The following is a 16989-nucleotide window of genomic DNA, read 5'->3' on the forward strand; positions in this document are numbered from 1 at the left end:
TCGCGTGTTCCGGGGCGAGGTCGCACTCGTGTGGGGGACGGCTGTCGGCGGTTGCGCGGAGTTGTCCACAGGTAGGCGTCCACCGGTTGTCCACAGGGGTGGCCGGTCGGCGAGGGCCTTGGCACAGTGGTGGCCATGCGGGGGTGGTGGCGGGACCTCACGGATCTGGTGCTGCCGGCCGAGTGCGGAGGCTGCGGGACGCCTCGTACGGTGCTCTGCCCGGAGTGCCGTGCCGCCCTGAGCGGGGTCGTACCGAGCCGGGTGCGACCGGTGCCCGAGCCGTCCGGGCTGCCGGCGACGTATGCGGCGGCTCCTTACGCGGACGAGGTGCGCGCGATGCTCCTCGCCCACAAGGAACGAGGCTCACTGGCCCTCGCGGGGCCACTGGGCGCCGCTCTCGCGGGCGCTGTGCGGGCGGGACTCCGAGAGTGCCGGGCGCGGGGCCATGGGGCTGTGACGGGGCAGGACAGGGGGTTGGCGGGCCAACCCGGGAGTTCGGCGGGGTGGGGTGGAGGTTCGGCGGGGTTGGACGGGGACTGGGTGCCGGGATTCGGCGAACTGGGAGAGGAAGGCGACGAGGGCGAGTGGGAAGACTGGGCTGAGGGGGTGGCGGGGGCGCGGCAGGCACCCGTGGGAGCACGGCGGGCAGCTGCGGGGAGACACGGGCCGGTCGTAGACGGCGCCCCGTTCCGGAGCGGTGTCGAGGCGCCGGTGTTGCTTGTTCCCGTGCCCTCCGCGCGTGGCGTGGTGCGGGCTCGCGGGCATGATCCGGCGCGGCGGATCGCTCTCGCGGCGGCGGGGGAGTTGCGGCGGAGCGGAACGCCGGTCCGGGTGGTGGCCGTGCTCCGGCAGCGGCGGTGGGTGGCCGACCAGTCGGGGCTCAACTCCCGGCAGCGGCTGGAGAATCTCGCCGACGCCCTGGAGGTGGTCGCTGGTGGTGCCCGGTTGCTGGTCGGCGGTCCGGTCGTGCTCGTCGACGACCTGATGACGACGGGGGCCTCGTTGCGGGAGGCGGCGCGTGCCGTGCGTGAGGCGATCACCCGCGACGGACCAGGAGGGGCAGTTGGAGCAACTACGGCTGTGTACGCGGGTGTGTCCCGGGAAGGCAGAGGGGAACAGATGCAGGCATCAAAGGAGAAGGGGAGACACATGGCACTCAGTGCACCGGGAATCGTGGGTGTGAACGGCCCCGGTGACCTGATCTGCGCAGCCGTGATCGCGGCGTCGCCAGATTCCTTCGAAATAAACCGGAACTGACTGCAAACTTGCGTCGTTGCAGGTAACGACAGGGCCAATTCACCTGAACGGAGGTACGCCGCGGTAGAGGGTGACGACATCCGTCCGGGCGAGATATGTTCGGTTGTGAGAGAAAGGCGCAGGCCGCACCTCTCCTATCCGAATGCCGTGCTGCGGGTTTTCTGCAATCACCCGCGGCCATGGGGTGGAGATCTTGCCCCTGGGGGAGGAGGAGGTGGAAGTCACCGAGTCCGAGGTTCCGGGGTGACCGGGGCCTGGTGCAAAAGGGAGACGCTCCGCAGCGAAGCGGAGTGATCCGGGAACGGAGTTCTGCGTGGACATCGTCGTCAAGGGCCGCAAGACCGAGGTGCCCGAGCGGTTCCGCAAGCACGTGGCCGAGAAGCTGAAGCTGGAGAAGATCCAGAAGCTCGACGGCAAGGTGATCAGCCTCGACGTCGAGGTGTCCAAGGAGCCCAACCCCCGACAGGCCGACCGTTGCGACCGAGTGGAGATCACACTCCGCTCCCGCGGTCCGGTGATCCGGGCGGAGGCATCGGCCAACGATCCGTACGCGGCGCTCGACCTCGCGGCGGAGAAGCTGGATGCCCGGCTGCGCAAGCAGCACGACAAGCGTCACACGCGCCGCGGTGCCCGTCGGCTCACGGCCGCCGAGGTCCCCGACCACGTCCCGGGCGCGGCGACGCTCAACGGCAACGGCCACGCCGCCCCCGACGAGCAGTCGGACGGTGTGCCCACCAAGAAGATCGGTTCGCTGGAAGTGAAGGGCGAAGGGCCCCTCATCGTCCGAGAGAAGACCCACGTCGCTTCCCCGATGTCCCTCGACCAGGCCCTCTACGAGATGGAACTGGTCGGACATGACTTCTACCTGTTCGTCGACTCCGAGACCAAGGAACCGAGTGTCGTCTATCGACGGCACGCCTACGACTACGGCGTCATCCACCTCAGCACGGACCCGATGGTCACCCAGGCGCAACCGCCCGCGGCGGGCGGCACGTTGCGCGGCTGACCCACCCGGCGACAGCTGAGCCGGTGCCCCTGGAGCGTGTGTGCGCCCCCAGGGGCACCGGTGTGCGACCACTTCGCGCCCCGCTCCGTGACCGCACTGTCGTCCAGGCATGGAATCATGGCCGCACAGGGCCCAACCGGTGGGCCGCTGCCTTGGGTTGGCGATGGCGCAGGACCACAGGCCACAGCCTTCAGGGGGAGGAACGATGGCGGAAAGCTTCGGACCGATGCATGTCGAGGATGCCGATGGCGTCGTCGCCATGGGCCCGGAAGCGGGCTCGACACGCAAGGAGCCGATCAGAGTCCTTGTCGTGGACGACCACGCCCTCTTCCGCCGAGGCCTGGAGATCGTGCTGGCGGCCGAGGAGGACATCCAGGTCGTCGGCGAGGCGGGCGACGGTGCCGAGGCCGTGGACAAGGCCGCGGATCTGCTGCCGGACATCGTCCTGATGGACGTACGGATGCCGAAGCGGGGCGGAATCGAGGCGTGCACCTCCATCAAGGAGGTGGCGCCCAGCGCGAAGATCATCATGCTGACGATCAGCGACGAAGAGGCCGATCTCTACGACGCGATCAAGGCGGGTGCGACGGGTTATCTCCTCAAGGAGATCTCGACCGACGAAGTGGCTACCGCCATTCGCGCCGTGGCCGACGGACAGTCGCAGATCAGCCCCTCCATGGCGTCGAAGCTGCTCACCGAGTTCAAGTCGATGATCCAGCGCACCGACGAACGCCGATTGGTGCCCGCGCCACGGCTCACCGACCGTGAGCTGGAGGTTCTCAAACTCGTCGCCACCGGAATGAACAACCGCGATATCGCCAAGCAGTTGTTCATCTCCGAGAACACCGTGAAGAACCATGTGCGCAACATCCTGGAGAAGCTGCAGCTGCACTCCAGGATGGAGGCCGTCGTCTACGCGATGCGGGAGAAGATCCTCGAAATCCGGTGACCCTCACGCCAGCAGGCGCAGGAGCTCTCCGGCGAGGGGCGCACGCAGTTCGGGGGCGTCGACCCGCTCCACGCGTACGTCCGTGCAGTCCACCCAGCTCGCGGCCTCGACCAGGGCCTGCGCCACGGACGGGACGGCCTTCGCGCCGTCCAGGGTGACCTGCTTGGCCACCAGGGTGCGGCCCTCCCGCGCCGGATCGACGCGGCCGACCAACTGGCCGCCGGCGAGGACCGGCATCGCGAAGTAGCCGTGGATCCGCTTCGGCTTGGGGACGTAGGCCTCCAGGCGGTGGGTGAAGCCGAAGATCCGCTCCGTGCGTGCCCGCTCCCAGATCAGGGAGTCGAACGGGGACAGGAGCGTGGTGCGATGCCGACCGCGCAGGGAGGTCTCCAGGGCCGCCGGGTCGGCCCACGCCGACTTGCCCCAGCCCTCCACCGTGACCGGGACCAGGCCCGAGTCGGCGATCACCGTGTCGACCTGCTCGCCCTTGAGGCGGTGGTAGTCGGCGATGTCCGCGCGCGTGCCGACGCCCAGTGACTGGCCCGCCAGCCGGACCAGACGGCGGAGGCACTCGGTGTCATCCAGCTCGTCGTGCAGCAGCGGCTCCGGGATCGCGCGCTCGGCGAGGTCGTACACCCGCTTCCAGCCGCGGCGTTCCACGCACACCACCTCGCCGTACATGAGCGCGCGCTCGACGGCGACCTTGGCGCCGGACCAGTCCCACCACTCGCTGGTGCGCTTGGCGCCGCCCAACTCGGTGGAGGTGAGGGGGCCTTCGGCGCGGAGCTGCTTGATCACCTGGTCGTAGGTGCCGTCCGGGAGGTCGTGGTTCCAGTGCGGCCGACTGCGGTAGGCGCGACGGCGGAAGGCGAAGTGGGGCCACTCCTCGACGGGGAGGATGCAGGCCGCGTGGGACCAGTACTCGAAGGCGTGCGTCTGGGTCCAGTACGCATCCTCGACCGTCTTGCGGGGGACGGCGCCCAGGCGGGCGTACGGGATGAGTTCGTGGGAGCGGGAGAGGACCGAGATGGTGTCGAGCTGGACCGCGCCGAGATGGCGGAGCACGCCGCGCACGCCCGCGCGGCGGTCGGGGGCGCCGAGGAAACCCTGTGCGCGCAGGGCGATGCGGCGGGCGTCGGCTGCCGACAGGTCGGTCGTGGGGCGCGGGGCACTCGTCATGTCTCCGCACGATAGAGGGTGCCACTGACAATGCGCGCTGACCTGCGGATTCGCCTCGCTACGGCTGCGCGGGCAGGTAGGGCGCGGTCGAGGGCAGGCCCAGGTCCGACGGGAGCAGGGAGGCGACCCAGCAGTCCCGTCGTACGCCCTTGTTGTTGATCGCGGAGCGGAGCGTGCCCTCGATGGTGAAGCCGGCGTGTTCGGCGACCGCGCGGGAGCCCTTGTTGCCGACCTCCGCGCGCCATTCCACGCGGTCGATCGACAGCCGGGTGAAGGCCCAGCGGGAGACGGCGACGGTGGCCTCCGTGATGTAGCCGTTGCCGCGGTACTGCTTGGTGGCCCAGAAGCCGACCTCGCCGACGCCGAGCGAGCGCATCGTGATGCCGAGCATGCCCACCAACTCCCCTTCGGGGAGAAAGACGCCGAAGGTGAACATCGAACAGTTCGCCCAGCCCTCGGGCACCAGCTGCTCGGTGAAACTCCGCGCGTGCTCCGGGAGGTAGGGCGAGGGGATCGTCGTCCAGCGCTGGATCTCGGGGTCCTGGGCCGCGGAATACACGACATCGGTGTCCTGCGGGCCGACGCTGCGCAGGAGGAGGCGGTCGGTCGTGAGTGTGACGGGTTCCATCGGCCGATTCTGCTCGGGGGCGCACAAGGACGCCATGCTTTTGCGCTGCGTGAGCGAGTGATCACATTTCGCGCAATTCCTCGGAATGACGCGGCACCATCGGCGACTCCCGGCCGTTGTCCCCTTTGAAGCGTTTTTGAAGTAGTGGACGGTCGGCGTCCCCGGCAGGCTCCCGGCGTGGCGGGGTCCTCGCATACGATGGCCGTTGCTCAGCCATGTCATTGGAAACCGACCGTCCCAGGCCCGACCGGCAAGGAGACCAACCCCCGTGTCCGTCCTCTCGAAGATCATGCGTGCAGGCGAAGGCAAGATCCTGCGCAAGCTGCACCGCATCGCGGACCAGGTCAACTCCATCGAAGAGGACTTCGTCGACCTCTCCGACTCCGAGCTGAAGGCCCTCACCGAGGAGTACAAGCAGCGCTACGCCGATGGTGAGACCCTGGACGACCTGCTCCCCGAGGCGTTCGCCACCGTGCGCGAGGCCGCCAAGCGCGTCCTCGGCCAGCGTCACTACGACGTGCAGATGATGGGCGGCGCGGCCCTGCACCTCGGCTACGTCGCCGAGATGAAGACCGGCGAGGGCAAGACTCTGGTCGGCACCCTGCCCGCGTATCTGAACGCTCTCTCCGGGGACGGCGTCCACCTCATCACGGTCAACGACTACCTGGCCGAGCGCGACTCCGAGATGATGGGGCGCGTCCACAAGTTCCTGGGCCTCGAGGTCGGCTGCATCCTCGCCAACATGACCCCGGCCCAGCGCCGCGAGCAGTACGCGTGCGACATCACCTACGGCACGAACAACGAGTTCGGCTTCGACTACCTGCGCGACAACATGGCGTGGTCGCAGGACGAACTGGTGCAGCGCGGCCACAACTTCGCGATCGTCGACGAGGTCGACTCGATCCTCATCGACGAGGCCCGTACGCCGCTGATCATCTCCGGCCCGGCCGACCAGGCCACCAAGTGGTACGGCGACTTCGCCAAGCTGGTCACCCGCCTGAAGAAGGGCGAGGCCGGCAACCCGCTCAAGGGCCTGGAGGAGACGGGCGACTACGACGTCGACGAGAAGAAGCGCACGGTCGCCATCCACGAGGGCGGTGTCAGCAAGGTCGAGGACTGGCTGGGCATCGACAACCTCTACGAGTCGGTGAACACCCCGCTGGTGGGCTACCTGAACAACGCCATCAAGGCCAAGGAGCTCTTCAAGAAGGACAAGGACTACGTCGTCATCGACGGCGAGGTCATGATCGTCGACGAGCACACCGGCCGTATCCTCGCCGGCCGCCGCTACAACGAGGGCATGCACCAGGCGATCGAGGCGAAGGAGGGGGTGGACATCAAGGACGAGAACCAGACGCTCGCGACGATCACCCTCCAGAACTTCTTCCGCCTCTACGGCAAGCTCTCCGGCATGACCGGCACGGCGATGACCGAGGCCGCCGAGTTCCACCAGATCTACAAGCTCGGCGTCGTCCCGATCCCGACCAACCGGCCGATGGTCCGCAACGACCAGTCCGACCTGATCTACCGCACCGAGGTCGCGAAGTTCGAGGCGGTCGTCGACGACATCGCCGAGAAGCACGAGAAGGGGCAGCCGATCCTCGTCGGTACGACGTCGGTCGAGAAGTCCGAGTACCTCTCGCAGCAGCTCGCCAAGCGCGGCATCCAGCACGAGGTGCTGAACGCCAAGCAGCACGACCGTGAGGCGCCGATCATCGCCCAGGCCGGCCGCAAGGGCGCCGTGACGGTCGCCACCAACATGGCCGGCCGCGGTACGGACATCAAGCTCGGCGGCAACCCCGACGACCTCGCCGAGGCGGAGCTGCGGCAGCGCGGCCTCGACCCCGAGGAGCACATCGAGGAGTGGGCCCAGGCCCTGCCCGCTGCCCTGGAGAACGCCGAGCAGGCGGTCAGGGACGAGTTCGAGGAGGTCAAGGACCTCGGCGGCCTCTACGTCCTCGGCACCGAGCGGCACGAGTCGCGGCGTATCGACAACCAGCTGCGCGGTCGCTCCGGCCGCCAGGGCGACCCGGGCGAGTCCCGCTTCTACCTCTCCCTCGGCGACGACCTGATGCGGCTGTTCAAGGCCCAGATGGTCGAGCGCGTGATGTCCATGGCGAACGTCCCGGACGACGTGCCGATCGAGAACAAGATGGTCACGCGCGCGATCGCGTCTGCCCAGTCGCAGGTCGAGCAGCAGAACTTCGAGACCCGCAAGAACGTCCTCAAGTACGACGAGGTCCTCAACCGGCAGCGCGAGGTCATCTACGGCGAGCGCCGCCGCGTCCTGGAGGGCGAGGACCTGCAGGACCAGGTCGTGCACTTCATGGACGACACGATCGACGCGTACATCACCGCGGAGACCACCGAGGGCTTCCCGGAGGACTGGGACCTCGACCGGCTGTGGGGCGCGTTCAAGCAGCTCTACCCGGTGAAGGTCACCGTGGAGGAGCTGGAGGAGGCGGCCGGGGACCGGGCCGGTCTGACCGCCGAGTTCATCTCCGAGTCCATCAAGGACGACATCCACGAGCAGTACTCGGGCCGCGAGGAGCAGCTCGGCTCCGAGATCATGCGTGAGCTGGAGCGCCGGGTCGTGCTGTCGGTCCTGGACCGCAAGTGGCGCGAGCACCTCTACGAGATGGACTACCTCCAGGAGGGCATCGGCCTGCGCGCGATGGCGCAGAAGGACCCCCTGGTCGAGTACCAGCGCGAGGGCTTCGACATGTTCACCGCCATGATGGACGGCATCAAGGAGGAGTCCGTCGGCTATCTGTTCAACCTGGAGGTCCAGGTCGAGCAGCAGGTCGAGGAAGTCCCCGTGGAGGACGACAAGCCGTCGCTCGACAAGGAGGACACGGTGCCCGCGCAGGCGAGCGCCCGTCCCGAGATCCGCGCCAAGGGGCTCGACGCACCGCAGCGGCCGGACCGGCTGCACTTCTCCGCGCCCAGCGTGGACGGCGAGGGCGGCATCGTCGAGGGCGACTTCACCAGCGACGACGAGCCGGTGCGCTCCGAGGCGGACGGCCTCACGCGCGCGGAGCGCCGCAAGCAGGGGCGCAGGGGCAGCCGTCGCAAGAAGTGACGGTCGCTCCGCGCGGGCGCGGCGAGGCGTGACAGGCGCCCCTGAGTGAGGGGCTGAGCCTGTCGGGGCCGCTGCCCGTGGCGAGACCTTGAAGGGCCGGGCATCGTGAAGGTGCCCGGCCCTTCGGCGTGCGTGTGCGTGCGCGGGCTGCGGCGAGCGAGCCCCGCCCGTCAACTGCCGTCGGCCGCGCGAGCCTTCCTCAGTCGTCGTCCGGGGTGTGCGGAGCGCGAGGTCCGCCCCGTTCCACCGCCGTGCAGCGCCAGCGGAGGTCCGCGCCCCGTTCCAGCCGGAAGGCCATCGCCCGTACCTGATCACCGGCGCTGATCCGGGCGAAGGCCTCCACGGCGCCAGGGCGGGCGACGTAGTAGCCGATGTCGCGGACAACCGGGCGGGTGCCCCGGGTGGCACGCAGGGGGCCGTGTTCGGCGAGCCGGATCAGCTCGTCGTAGGCGCGGCCGGCGGTGTGCCGGAGCATCCAGTGGACGGGCCGCTGGCCGCTCAGCACGGCGAGGAGGCGGTCGGCGAAGAGGTCGGTGGGGCGAGGCTGCGGAACACGGCTCGGTGCGGCCTGGGCGGGCACGGTGCGGGGTACGGCCCGGCCCGCGGTGGGCGTTGACGTGGCAGGCGCTGTGCTGCGACCCGGCGCCGGCGCGAGAGCGGTCGGGACCGAGCCCTGGCCGGACGTGACCGTGGGTGTCGCACGAGCCGCGCCCTGGCCAGACGCGGCTGTGGGCGACGTGCGCGCTGCGCCCCGGCCCGCCGTCGCGGAGGGGGAGGTCGCGCGGGGCGCCGGGGTCGCGTCGTAGGCCGCCTCGGTTCCGGGCGTCGCGAGACGTGCGTCCCCGACGGCGGCGGGCGCGATCGGCAGGGCCTCGCCGGTCGTCGTACGGGACGTGCCCCCGCCCTGTCCGCGTGGCGAAGCCGTGCCCGGGCGGCGTGGGTCGCGGCGGGTCGGAGGGCGGGTCGGGGTGTGCTGGGCGGCCCTGGTCATGACTTTGTGCATGGAGGTCCCCGTGTCGTCGGCCCGGGATGTACCGGGAAGTAACTTGCTGGTTGGGGATCTTGTACGGGGCCGTGGACGAGGGTGGCAAGGACGGGGAGGGGCGGGTCGGAGGGGCCGGATTGTTCACTTATCCGAGTGATTGGTGGGCCTCCTGGCCCATCAGTGCAGGGGTGCTCCGGGTGAATTTCCGGCGTGGGGTGGACGCCTCCAGTGGTGCGGGTGGGGACTCGATGGGGGACGCGCGCACGTATCCTGGAGGCCCTCCCGGAGGCATGGCACCGTCCTCCGCGAGGCACTCTCCGACTACGAAAGCGGCCAGCCATGCGCGTCTACGTCCCCCTGACCCTCCCCGGTCTCGCCGAGGCGTACAAGACGGGTGAGCTGGGGACGGGACCCTTCGTCGCGTACGCCGTCACACCCGCGCTGCGCGAGTGGTATCTCTCCGACGACATCGAGGAGTTGGAGTACGCGGCGCTGAACCGGGCCGCGCTGGCCTCGCTGCGACTGCTCGCGGCCGACGTCGACGCGCCGCGGCGGCGGGTCGTGGTCGCCGTCGACGTACCCGACGGCGCGGCGCACGCCGACCCCGACCGCGGACTCGACCCGGCGGCGCTCGGCGAGGTGCGGGTGAGCGGAACTGTGGCGCTGGCCAAGGCGGCGGCCGTGCACGTGGATCTGGGTGACGCGGAGAAGGACGTGAGCGCCGCCGCCGACGCGCTCGCGGCGGCGGACCGCGGGGACGACGACGCGCAGTTCGTCGTGGACGGGGCCGAGGACCACGAGCTGCTCTGGTACGCGACGCAGGAGATCCCGAACCTCGTCGGGCTGGCCGACTGAGCCCGCCCGGCGGCGGCCGACCGGCCGGAGATAGCCGTTGACCTGCGGTTCTCTTGATTGTCAGTGGCGGCGGGTACGTTTTTGGCATGGGGATGCAAGCAAACGCGCACATCGTCTGGGACTGGAACGGCACGCTGTTCCACGACAATGACGCGATCATCGGGGCGACCAACGCGGCGTTCGCCGAGCTCGGGCTCAAGGCGATCACGATGGAGGAGTACCGGACGCTGTACTGCGTGCCGGTGCCGAAGTTCTACGAGCGGCTGCTGGGGCGGCTGCCCACCGACGCCGAGTGGGAGGTCATGGACGACACCTTCCACCGGTACTACGCCGAGCACCGGGTCGTCTGCGGACTGACTGAGGGCGCTGCGGACCTGCTCGCGGGCTGGCGGACGGCGGGGCGCAGCCAGTCGATCCTCAGCATGTACGTCCATGACGAACTCGTCCCGCTGGTACGGGAGTTCGGGATAGAACCGCACTTCATACGGGTCGACGGGCGCACCGGGCCCTCGGGTGGCAGCAAGGCCGAGCACATGGTGCGGCACCTGGAGGCGCTGGCCGGCGTGGACCCCGCGCGCACGGTGGTGATCGGCGACGCGGCCGACGACGCCGTGGCCGCCCTGCACGTGGGGGCCCGGGCCGTGCTGTACACCGGCGGTTCGCACGGCCGGGCCAGCCTCGAAGTGGTCGGCGTGCCGGTGGTGGACTCGCTGGCGGAGGCCGTCGCGGAGGCGGAGCGGCTGGCGGCGTAAGGCGGCCTGTCAGCGTGGTGCCGCAAGAGCCACCGCGCCCCCAGGTCACGTCACCGGCGCCTTCGCCCGCAGCACCGTGAGGAACTCCCGCATCCAGCTGGAGTGATCCGGCCAGGCGCGGGCGGAGACCAGCGTGCCGTCGACGACGGTCTCGGCGTCCTGGAAGGTCGCGCCGGCGGACTGCATGTCGAGTTCAAGGGCGGGGTAGGCCGTGACGCGCCGGCCGCGCAGGCCGTCGATCGCGGCGGTGAGCAGGGGGCCGTGGCAGATCTGGGCCACGGGCTTGTCCGTGTCGAAGAAGGATTTGAGGATCTTGCGGAGTTCGGGATCGTTGCGGAGGTACTCGGGGGCCCGGCCGCCGGGGATGACGAGGGCCGCGTACTGGCCGGGATCGACCTCGGAGAAGGCGAGATCGGCGGGCCAGGTGTAGCCGGGTTTCTCGGTGTAGGTGTCGAAGCCGGGTTCGAAGTCATGGACGACGAACTGGAGCTTCTTGCGCTCGGGGGCCGCGATGTGGACGTCGTAGCCCTCCTCGCGCAGGCGCTGGTAGGGGTAAAGGACCTCCAGCGACTCCGCTGCGTCGCCGGTGACGATGAGGATCTTCGCTGTCATGTCGGTGCGCTCCTCCGTGGCCGTGGCGGGTGTCTTCGCCGGGCGTCATGGATCCGCGGGTTCGGCGGCTCAAGGGCCTGAGTGCTCAAGGGCTCATGGGTCCAAGGATCCAAGGGCTCATGAGCAACGTGCCGCGTGCTGGAGTGCTTGCCAAGGGCCCTCGTCGCGCGGACGCCGTCACCGTCCCGCCTGCCCGTGAATACGACGATTTCACTCTCTACGCCCCTGTGCATAACGTCAAAGTTCCACCCTCTGTTTTGTACACATCCGGCTCGTGACGAGCCCCCGGTGAGGAGCGATAGCCTTGTGGCGTGATCAGCGCGATATTTCGCGGGGGCATCGTCGCCCCTGCTCCGCGCCCGGCGAACACGGACGACATCCGTGACCGGGCGGCGGTCGCTGGTCCCAGGGCCTGTTCCACAGGTCCGCGCGGGCGGGACGGAGCTCCAAGGGCTCCCAGGACGCCGTGTACACCCCTGGTACCGGCGCGGCAGAGAGCAGCGTCACACCCTTCGGGCGTGCCGAAAATGGCTGATAACCCACCGCTCATCTCACCTTGCGGCATAGCGTCTCAGCAGACCGGACACCCCGGGCCGTGGCGTCGAGCCGCAGGGGAAGACATCGAACTTCCTTCTACGTCACGCAACGGCGCGCGACAGGAGCCAGAGGACAATGCAGACCAAGCTGGACGAAGCCAAGGCCGAGCTGCTCGAACGGGCTGCCCGGGTAGCTGAGAACAGCCCGGTCGGGGGGCACCTACCGACCGGGAAGACGGACGAGAGCACCCCGGACCGGGACACCGTGCTCGCGTTCCTCCAGCGCTACTACCTGCACACCGCCCCGGAGGACCTCGCCGACCGCGACCCGGTCGACGTCTTCGGTGCCGCCTACTCCCACTACCGGCTGGCCGAGACCCGACCCCAGGGCACGGCGAACGTACGGGTGCACACCCCGACGGTCGAGGAGAACGGCTGGACGTGCAGCCACACCGTCGTCGAGGTCGTCACCGACGACATGCCCTTCCTTGTCGACTCCGTGACCAATGAACTGACCCGCCAGGACCGCGGCATCCACGTCGTGATCCACCCGCAGGTCGTCGTCCGCCGTGACCTCACCGGCAAGCTCATCGAGGTGCTCACCACCCCGCCCTCCGGCGAGCTGCCGCACGACGCGCACACCGAGTCCTGGATCCACGTCCAGATCGACCGCGAGACCGACCGAGCAGACCTGAAGCAGATCACCGCCGACCTGCTGCGCGTCCTGTCCGACGTCCGCGAGGCCGTCGAGGACTGGGAGAAGATGCGCGACCTGGCGCTGCGGATGGCCGACGAGCTGCCCGCCGAGCCAACCGCCTCCGACCTGCCCTCCAGCGAGGTCGGCGAGGCCCGCGAGCTGCTGCGCTGGCTGGCCGCCGACCACTTCACCTTCCTCGGCTACCGCGAGTATCAGCTCCGCGAGGACGACTCCCTCGCCGCGGTCCCCGGCACCGGCCTCGGCATCCTGCGCTCCGACCCGCAGCACGGCGGCGAGGATCACCACCCGGTGAGCCCGTCCTTCGAGCGGCTCCCGGCCGACGCCCGCGCCAAGGCCCGCGAGCACAAGCTACTCGTCCTGACGAAGGCCAACAGCCGTTCCACGGTGCACCGGCCGTCGTATCTCGACTACGTGGGCGTGAAGAAGTTCGGCGAGAACGGCGAGGTCGTCGGCGAGCGCCGCTTCCTGGGCCTGTTCTCCTCGGCCGCCTACACCGAGTCCGTCCGCCGGGTTCCCGTGATCCGGCGCACGGTCGACGAGGTGCTGGAGGGCGCCGGCTTCTCGCCCAACAGCCATGACGGGCGCGACCTGCTGCAGATCCTGGAGACGTACCCGCGCGACGAGCTGTTCCAGACCCCGGTCGACGAACTCCGCTCGATCGTCACGTCCGTGCTCTACCTCCAGGAACGCCGCAGGCTGCGCCTCTACCTGCGCCAGGACGAGTACGGCCGCTACTACTCGGCCCTCGTCTACCTCCCGCGCGACCGCTACACCACCGGCGTCCGCCTCAGGATCATCGACATCCTCAAGGAAGAACTCGGCGGCACCAGTGTCGACTTCACCGCCTGGAACACCGAGTCGATCCTCTCCCGGCTGCACTTCGTGGTCCGCGTCCCGCAGGGCACCGAACTGCCCGAGCTGTCCGACGCCGACAAGGACCGCATCGAGGCCCGCCTGGTGGAGGCCGCCCGCTCCTGGGCCGACGGTTTCGGCGAGGCGCTGAACGCCGAGTGCGGCGAGGAGCGCGCCGCCGAACTGCTGCGCAGCTACGGCAACGCCTTCCCCGAGGGCTACAAGGCCGACCACAACCCGCGCGCCGCCGTGGCCGACCTGGTCCACCTGGAACAGCTCACCGAGGAGCAGGCCTTCGCGCTCAGCCTCTACGAGCCGGTGGGCGCGGCTCCCGACGAGCGCCGCTTCAAGATCTACCGCAAGGGCGAGTCGGTCTCCCTCTCCGCCGTGCTGCCGGTCCTCAGCCGCCTCGGCGTCGAGGTCGTCGACGAGCGGCCGTACGAACTGCGCTGCTCGGACCGTACGACGGCGTGGATCTACGACTTCGGGCTGCGGATGCCCAAGTCGCAGAACGGCAACGGGGATTACCTCGGCGACGACGGCCGCGAGCGGTTCCAGGAGGCGTTCGCCGCGACCTGGACCGGGCAGGCGGAGAACGACGGCTTCAACGCGCTGGTGCTGAGCGCCGGGATCGACTGGCGGCAGGCGATGGTGCTGCGGGCGTACGCCAAGTACCTGCGGCAGGCCGGTTCGACCTTCAGCCAGGACTACATGGAGGACACCCTCCGCAACAACGTCCACACCACCCGGCTGCTCGTCTCCCTGTTCGAGGCGCGGATGTCGCCGGACCGGCAGCGCGCCGGGCGCGAGATCGTGGACGCCCTCCTCGAAGAGCTCGACGCGGCCCTCGACCAGGTGGCGAGCCTCGACGAGGACCGCATCCTGCGGTCCTTCCTGACCGTCATCAAGGCGACCCTGCGCACCAACTTCTTCCAGGAGGCACGCGGCGGGCACGCGCACGCGTACGTCTCGATGAAGTTCGACCCGCAGGCCATCCCGGACCTGCCCGCGCCGCGGCCGGCGTACGAGATCTGGGTGTACTCGCCGCGCGTCGAGGGCGTGCACCTGCGCTTCGGCAAGGTCGCGCGCGGCGGGCTGCGCTGGTCGGACCGGCGCGAGGACTTCCGCACCGAGATCCTCGGCCTGGTCAAGGCGCAGATGGTGAAGAACACCGTCATCGTGCCGGTCGGCGCCAAGGGCGGCTTCGTCGCCAAGCAGTTGCCGGACCCGAGCGTGGACCGCGACGCGTGGCTCGCCGAGGGCATCGCCAGCTACAAGATGTTCATCTCGGCCCTGCTCGACATCACCGACAACCTGGTGGCCGGCGAGGTCGTCCCCCCGGCGGACGTCGTCCGGCACGACGAGGACGACACCTACCTGGTGGTCGCCGCCGACAAGGGCACCGCGACCTTCTCGGACATCGCCAACGGGGTCGCCGAGAGCTACAACTTCTGGCTCGGCGACGCCTTCGCCTCCGGCGGCAGCGCGGGCTACGACCACAAGAAGATGGGCATCACCGCGCGCGGTGCCTGGGAGTCCGTCAAGCGGCACTTCCGTGAGCTGGGCGTCGACACCCAGACCGAGGACTTCACGGTCGTCGGCGTCGGCGACATGTCCGGTGACGTGTTCGGCAACGGCATGCTGCTCAGCGAGCACATCCGCCTGGTCGCCGCCTTCGACCACCGGCACATCTTCCTCGACCCGACCCCGGACGCGGCCGTCTCGTACGCCGAGCGGCGCCGCATGTTCGAGCTGCCGCGCTCCAGCTGGGCCGACTACAACACCGACCTGCTGTCGGCCGGCGGTGGCGTCTTCCCCCGTACGGCCAAGGCGATCCCGGTCAACGCCCACGTCCGCGAGGCCCTCGGTATCGAGGACAAGGTCGCCAAGATGACGCCGGCCGACCTGATGAAGGCGATCCTCAAGTCGCGGGTCGACCTGCTGTGGAACGGCGGAATCGGCACGTACGTCAAGGCCAGCACCGAGTCCCACGCGGACGTCGGCGACAAGGCCAACGACGCGATCCGGGTCGACGGCGCCGATCTGCGCGTCAAGGTCGTCGGCGAGGGCGGCAACCTGGGCCTGACCCAGCTCGGCCGGATCGAGTTCGCCCAGCATGGCGGCAAGATCAACACGGACGCGATCGACAACAGCGCGGGCGTGGACACCTCCGACCACGAGGTGAACATCAAGATCCTGCTCAACGGCCTGGTCACCGACGGCGAGATGACCGTGAAGCAGCGCAACAAGATCCTCGCCGAGATGACCGACGAGGTCGGCGCGCTCGTCCTGCGCAACAACTACGCGCAGAACACCGCGATCGCCAACGCGCTGGCCCAGTCCAAGGACATGCTCCACGCCCAGCAGCGCTTCATGCGCACCCTGGTCCGCGAGGGCCACCTCGACCGGGCCCTGGAGTTTCTGCCCACCGACCGCCAGATCCGTGAACGCCTCGCCCAGGGACAGGGGTTGACCGGTCCCGAGACGGCCGTCCTGCTGGCGTATACGAAGATCACGGTCTCGGACGAACTCCTGCACACCACGCTGCCCGACGACCCCTACCTGCGTACCCTGCTGCACGCCTACTTCCCGACCGCGCTGCGTGAGAAGTTCGCCGAGCAGATCGACACCCACGCGCTGCACCGCGAGATCGTCACCACGGTCCTCGTCAACGACACGGTCAACACCGGCGGTACGAGCTTCCTGCACCGCCTCCGCGAGGAGACCGGGGCCTCCCTGGAGGAGATCGTCCGGGCGCAGACCGCGGCCCGCGCGATCTTCCACGCCGCCGAGGTGTGGGACGGCGTCGAGGCCCTCGACAACACCGTCGAGGCCCCCGTCCAGACCCGCATCCGGCTGCACTCGCGCCGCCTGTGCGAGCGAGGCACCCGCTGGCTGCTCAACAACCGGCCGCAGCCGCTCCAGCTCGCCGAGACCGTCGACTTCTTCGGCGACCGCGTCGAGCAGGTCTGGTCCCAGCTGCCCAAGCTGCTGCGCGGCGCGGACCTGGAGTGGTACCAGCAGATCTACGACGAGCTGACCGGCGCCGGCGTCCCCGCCGAACTCGCCACCCGCGTGGCCGGCTTCTCCTCCGCCTTCCCGGCGCTCGACATCGTCTCGGTGGCCGACCGCACGGGCAAGGACCCGATGGACGTCGCCGAGGTCTACTACGACCTCGCCGACCGCCTCCACATCACCCAGCTCATGGACCGCATCATCGAGCTGCCCCGCGCGGACCGCTGGCAGTCCATGGCCCGCGCCTCCATCCGCGAGGACCTGTACGCGGCCCACGCGGCCCTCACCGCCGACATCCTCACGTCCGGCAACGGCACCTCGACCCCCGAGCAGCGCTTCGCCGCGTGGGAGAAGAAGAACGCCGCGATCCTCGGCCGCGCCCGCACCACCCTGGACGAGATCCAGGGCTCGGAGATGTTCGACCTCGCCAACCTGTCGGTGGCGATGCGGACGATGCGCACCCTGCTGCGGACGCATTCGTAGTCCCTACGACCGTCTCGTCGTAGTCCCTGCGACGGCACAGGCGCCCCGGGCCGCAATGGCTCGGGGCGCCGTTTTCATGG

The 16989-nt window shown here is 69.5% G+C and carries 11 protein-coding genes; 7 read left to right on the forward strand and 4 right to left on the reverse strand.

From position 1 onward, the window contains the following. Nucleotides 1-135: 135 nt before the first annotated feature. The 3 genes from OH768_RS31745 (at nucleotide 136) to OH768_RS31755 (ending at nucleotide 3212) form a co-directional block, all read left to right on the forward strand. Entirely contained in the window at nucleotides 136-1257 is a 1122-nt protein-coding gene (locus tag OH768_RS31745; RefSeq protein ID WP_406459272.1) for a ComF family protein, read from the forward strand. Between the two features lie 313 nt (nucleotides 1258-1570). Further along, nucleotides 1571-2263: a ribosome hibernation-promoting factor, HPF/YfiA family gene (gene hpf / locus OH768_RS31750; protein ID WP_406459274.1), complete on the forward strand. Its 693-nt coding sequence runs from the start codon at nucleotides 1571-1573 to the stop codon at nucleotides 2261-2263. Between the two features lie 205 nt (nucleotides 2264-2468). Then, nucleotides 2469-3212: a response regulator gene (locus OH768_RS31755; RefSeq protein WP_406459276.1), complete on the forward strand. Its 744-nt coding sequence runs from the start codon at nucleotides 2469-2471 to the stop codon at nucleotides 3210-3212. 3 nt (nucleotides 3213-3215) lie between these two features. Here OH768_RS31755 and OH768_RS31760 read toward each other — a convergent pair whose 3' ends face one another. Then, nucleotides 3216-4391, reverse strand: a complete 1176-nt coding sequence (locus tag OH768_RS31760; RefSeq protein ID WP_406459278.1) for a winged helix-turn-helix domain-containing protein — start codon at nucleotides 4389-4391, stop codon at nucleotides 3216-3218. 58 nt (nucleotides 4392-4449) lie between these two features. Continuing rightward, entirely contained in the window at nucleotides 4450-5019 is a 570-nt protein-coding gene (locus tag OH768_RS31765; protein WP_406459280.1) for a GNAT family N-acetyltransferase, read from the reverse strand. A gap of 268 nt (nucleotides 5020-5287) precedes the next feature. On the opposite strand from OH768_RS31765, the gene secA reads away from it, so the two are divergent. Then, nucleotides 5288-8101, forward strand: a complete 2814-nt coding sequence (gene secA, locus OH768_RS31770; RefSeq protein ID WP_406459283.1) for a preprotein translocase subunit SecA — start codon at nucleotides 5288-5290, stop codon at nucleotides 8099-8101. 199 nt (nucleotides 8102-8300) lie between these two features. Here the strand turns inward: secA and OH768_RS31775 are convergent, their stop codons facing one another. After that, nucleotides 8301-9104, reverse strand: a complete 804-nt coding sequence (locus OH768_RS31775) for an Rv3235 family protein (protein ID WP_406459285.1) — start codon at nucleotides 9102-9104, stop codon at nucleotides 8301-8303. Nucleotides 9105-9425: 321 nt separating this feature from the next. Here OH768_RS31775 and OH768_RS31780 point away from each other — a divergent pair, with 321 nt between their 5' ends. Both OH768_RS31780 and OH768_RS31785 read left to right on the forward strand, forming a co-directional pair. Further along, nucleotides 9426-9941: a DUF6912 family protein gene (locus tag OH768_RS31780; RefSeq protein WP_406459287.1), complete on the forward strand. Its 516-nt coding sequence runs from the start codon at nucleotides 9426-9428 to the stop codon at nucleotides 9939-9941. Nucleotides 9942-10027: 86 nt separating this feature from the next. After that, nucleotides 10028-10693, forward strand: coding sequence for an HAD family hydrolase (locus OH768_RS31785; RefSeq protein ID WP_406459289.1), 666 nt, complete (start codon nucleotides 10028-10030; stop codon nucleotides 10691-10693). A gap of 45 nt (nucleotides 10694-10738) precedes the next feature. Here OH768_RS31785 and OH768_RS31790 read toward each other — a convergent pair whose 3' ends face one another. Further along, on the reverse strand, nucleotides 10739-11305 hold the full coding sequence (locus OH768_RS31790) for a DJ-1/PfpI family protein (RefSeq protein WP_262061144.1): 567 nt from the start codon (nucleotides 11303-11305) through the stop codon (nucleotides 10739-10741). Between the two features lie 672 nt (nucleotides 11306-11977). Between OH768_RS31790 and OH768_RS31795 the strand changes: the two genes are divergently transcribed. Next, complete coding sequence (locus tag OH768_RS31795) at nucleotides 11978-16909, forward strand: NAD-glutamate dehydrogenase (protein ID WP_406459291.1); 4932 nt, start codon at nucleotides 11978-11980, stop codon at nucleotides 16907-16909. Nucleotides 16910-16989 lie beyond the last annotated feature (80 nt).

It is taken from the genome of Streptomyces sp. NBC_01622 (genome assembly GCF_045209635.1).
Classification (GTDB): domain Bacteria; phylum Actinomycetota; class Actinomycetes; order Streptomycetales; family Streptomycetaceae; genus Streptomyces.

Bases quoted from the DNA above. Each gene is read 5' to 3' on its own strand.
- OH768_RS31795 (WP_406459291.1), top strand. From the start codon at position 11,978: ATGCAGACCAAGCTGGACGAAGCCAAGGCCGAGCTGCTCGAACGGGCT.
- OH768_RS31745 (WP_406459272.1), top strand. From the start codon at position 136: ATGCGGGGGTGGTGGCGGGACCTCACGGATCTGGTGCTGCCGGCCGAG.
- OH768_RS31780 (WP_406459287.1), top strand. From the start codon at position 9,426: ATGCGCGTCTACGTCCCCCTGACCCTCCCCGGTCTCGCCGAGGCGTAC.
- OH768_RS31765 (WP_406459280.1), bottom strand. From the start codon at position 5,019: ATGGAACCCGTCACACTCACGACCGACCGCCTCCTCCTGCGCAGCGTC.
- OH768_RS31775 (WP_406459285.1), bottom strand. From the start codon at position 9,104: ATGCACAAAGTCATGACCAGGGCCGCCCAGCACACCCCGACCCGCCCT.
- OH768_RS31785 (WP_406459289.1), top strand. From the start codon at position 10,028: ATGGGGATGCAAGCAAACGCGCACATCGTCTGGGACTGGAACGGCACG.
- OH768_RS31760 (WP_406459278.1), bottom strand. From the start codon at position 4,391: ATGACGAGTGCCCCGCGCCCCACGACCGACCTGTCGGCAGCCGACGCC.
- OH768_RS31790 (WP_262061144.1), bottom strand. From the start codon at position 11,305: ATGACAGCGAAGATCCTCATCGTCACCGGCGACGCAGCGGAGTCGCTG.
- OH768_RS31755 (WP_406459276.1), top strand. From the start codon at position 2,469: ATGGCGGAAAGCTTCGGACCGATGCATGTCGAGGATGCCGATGGCGTC.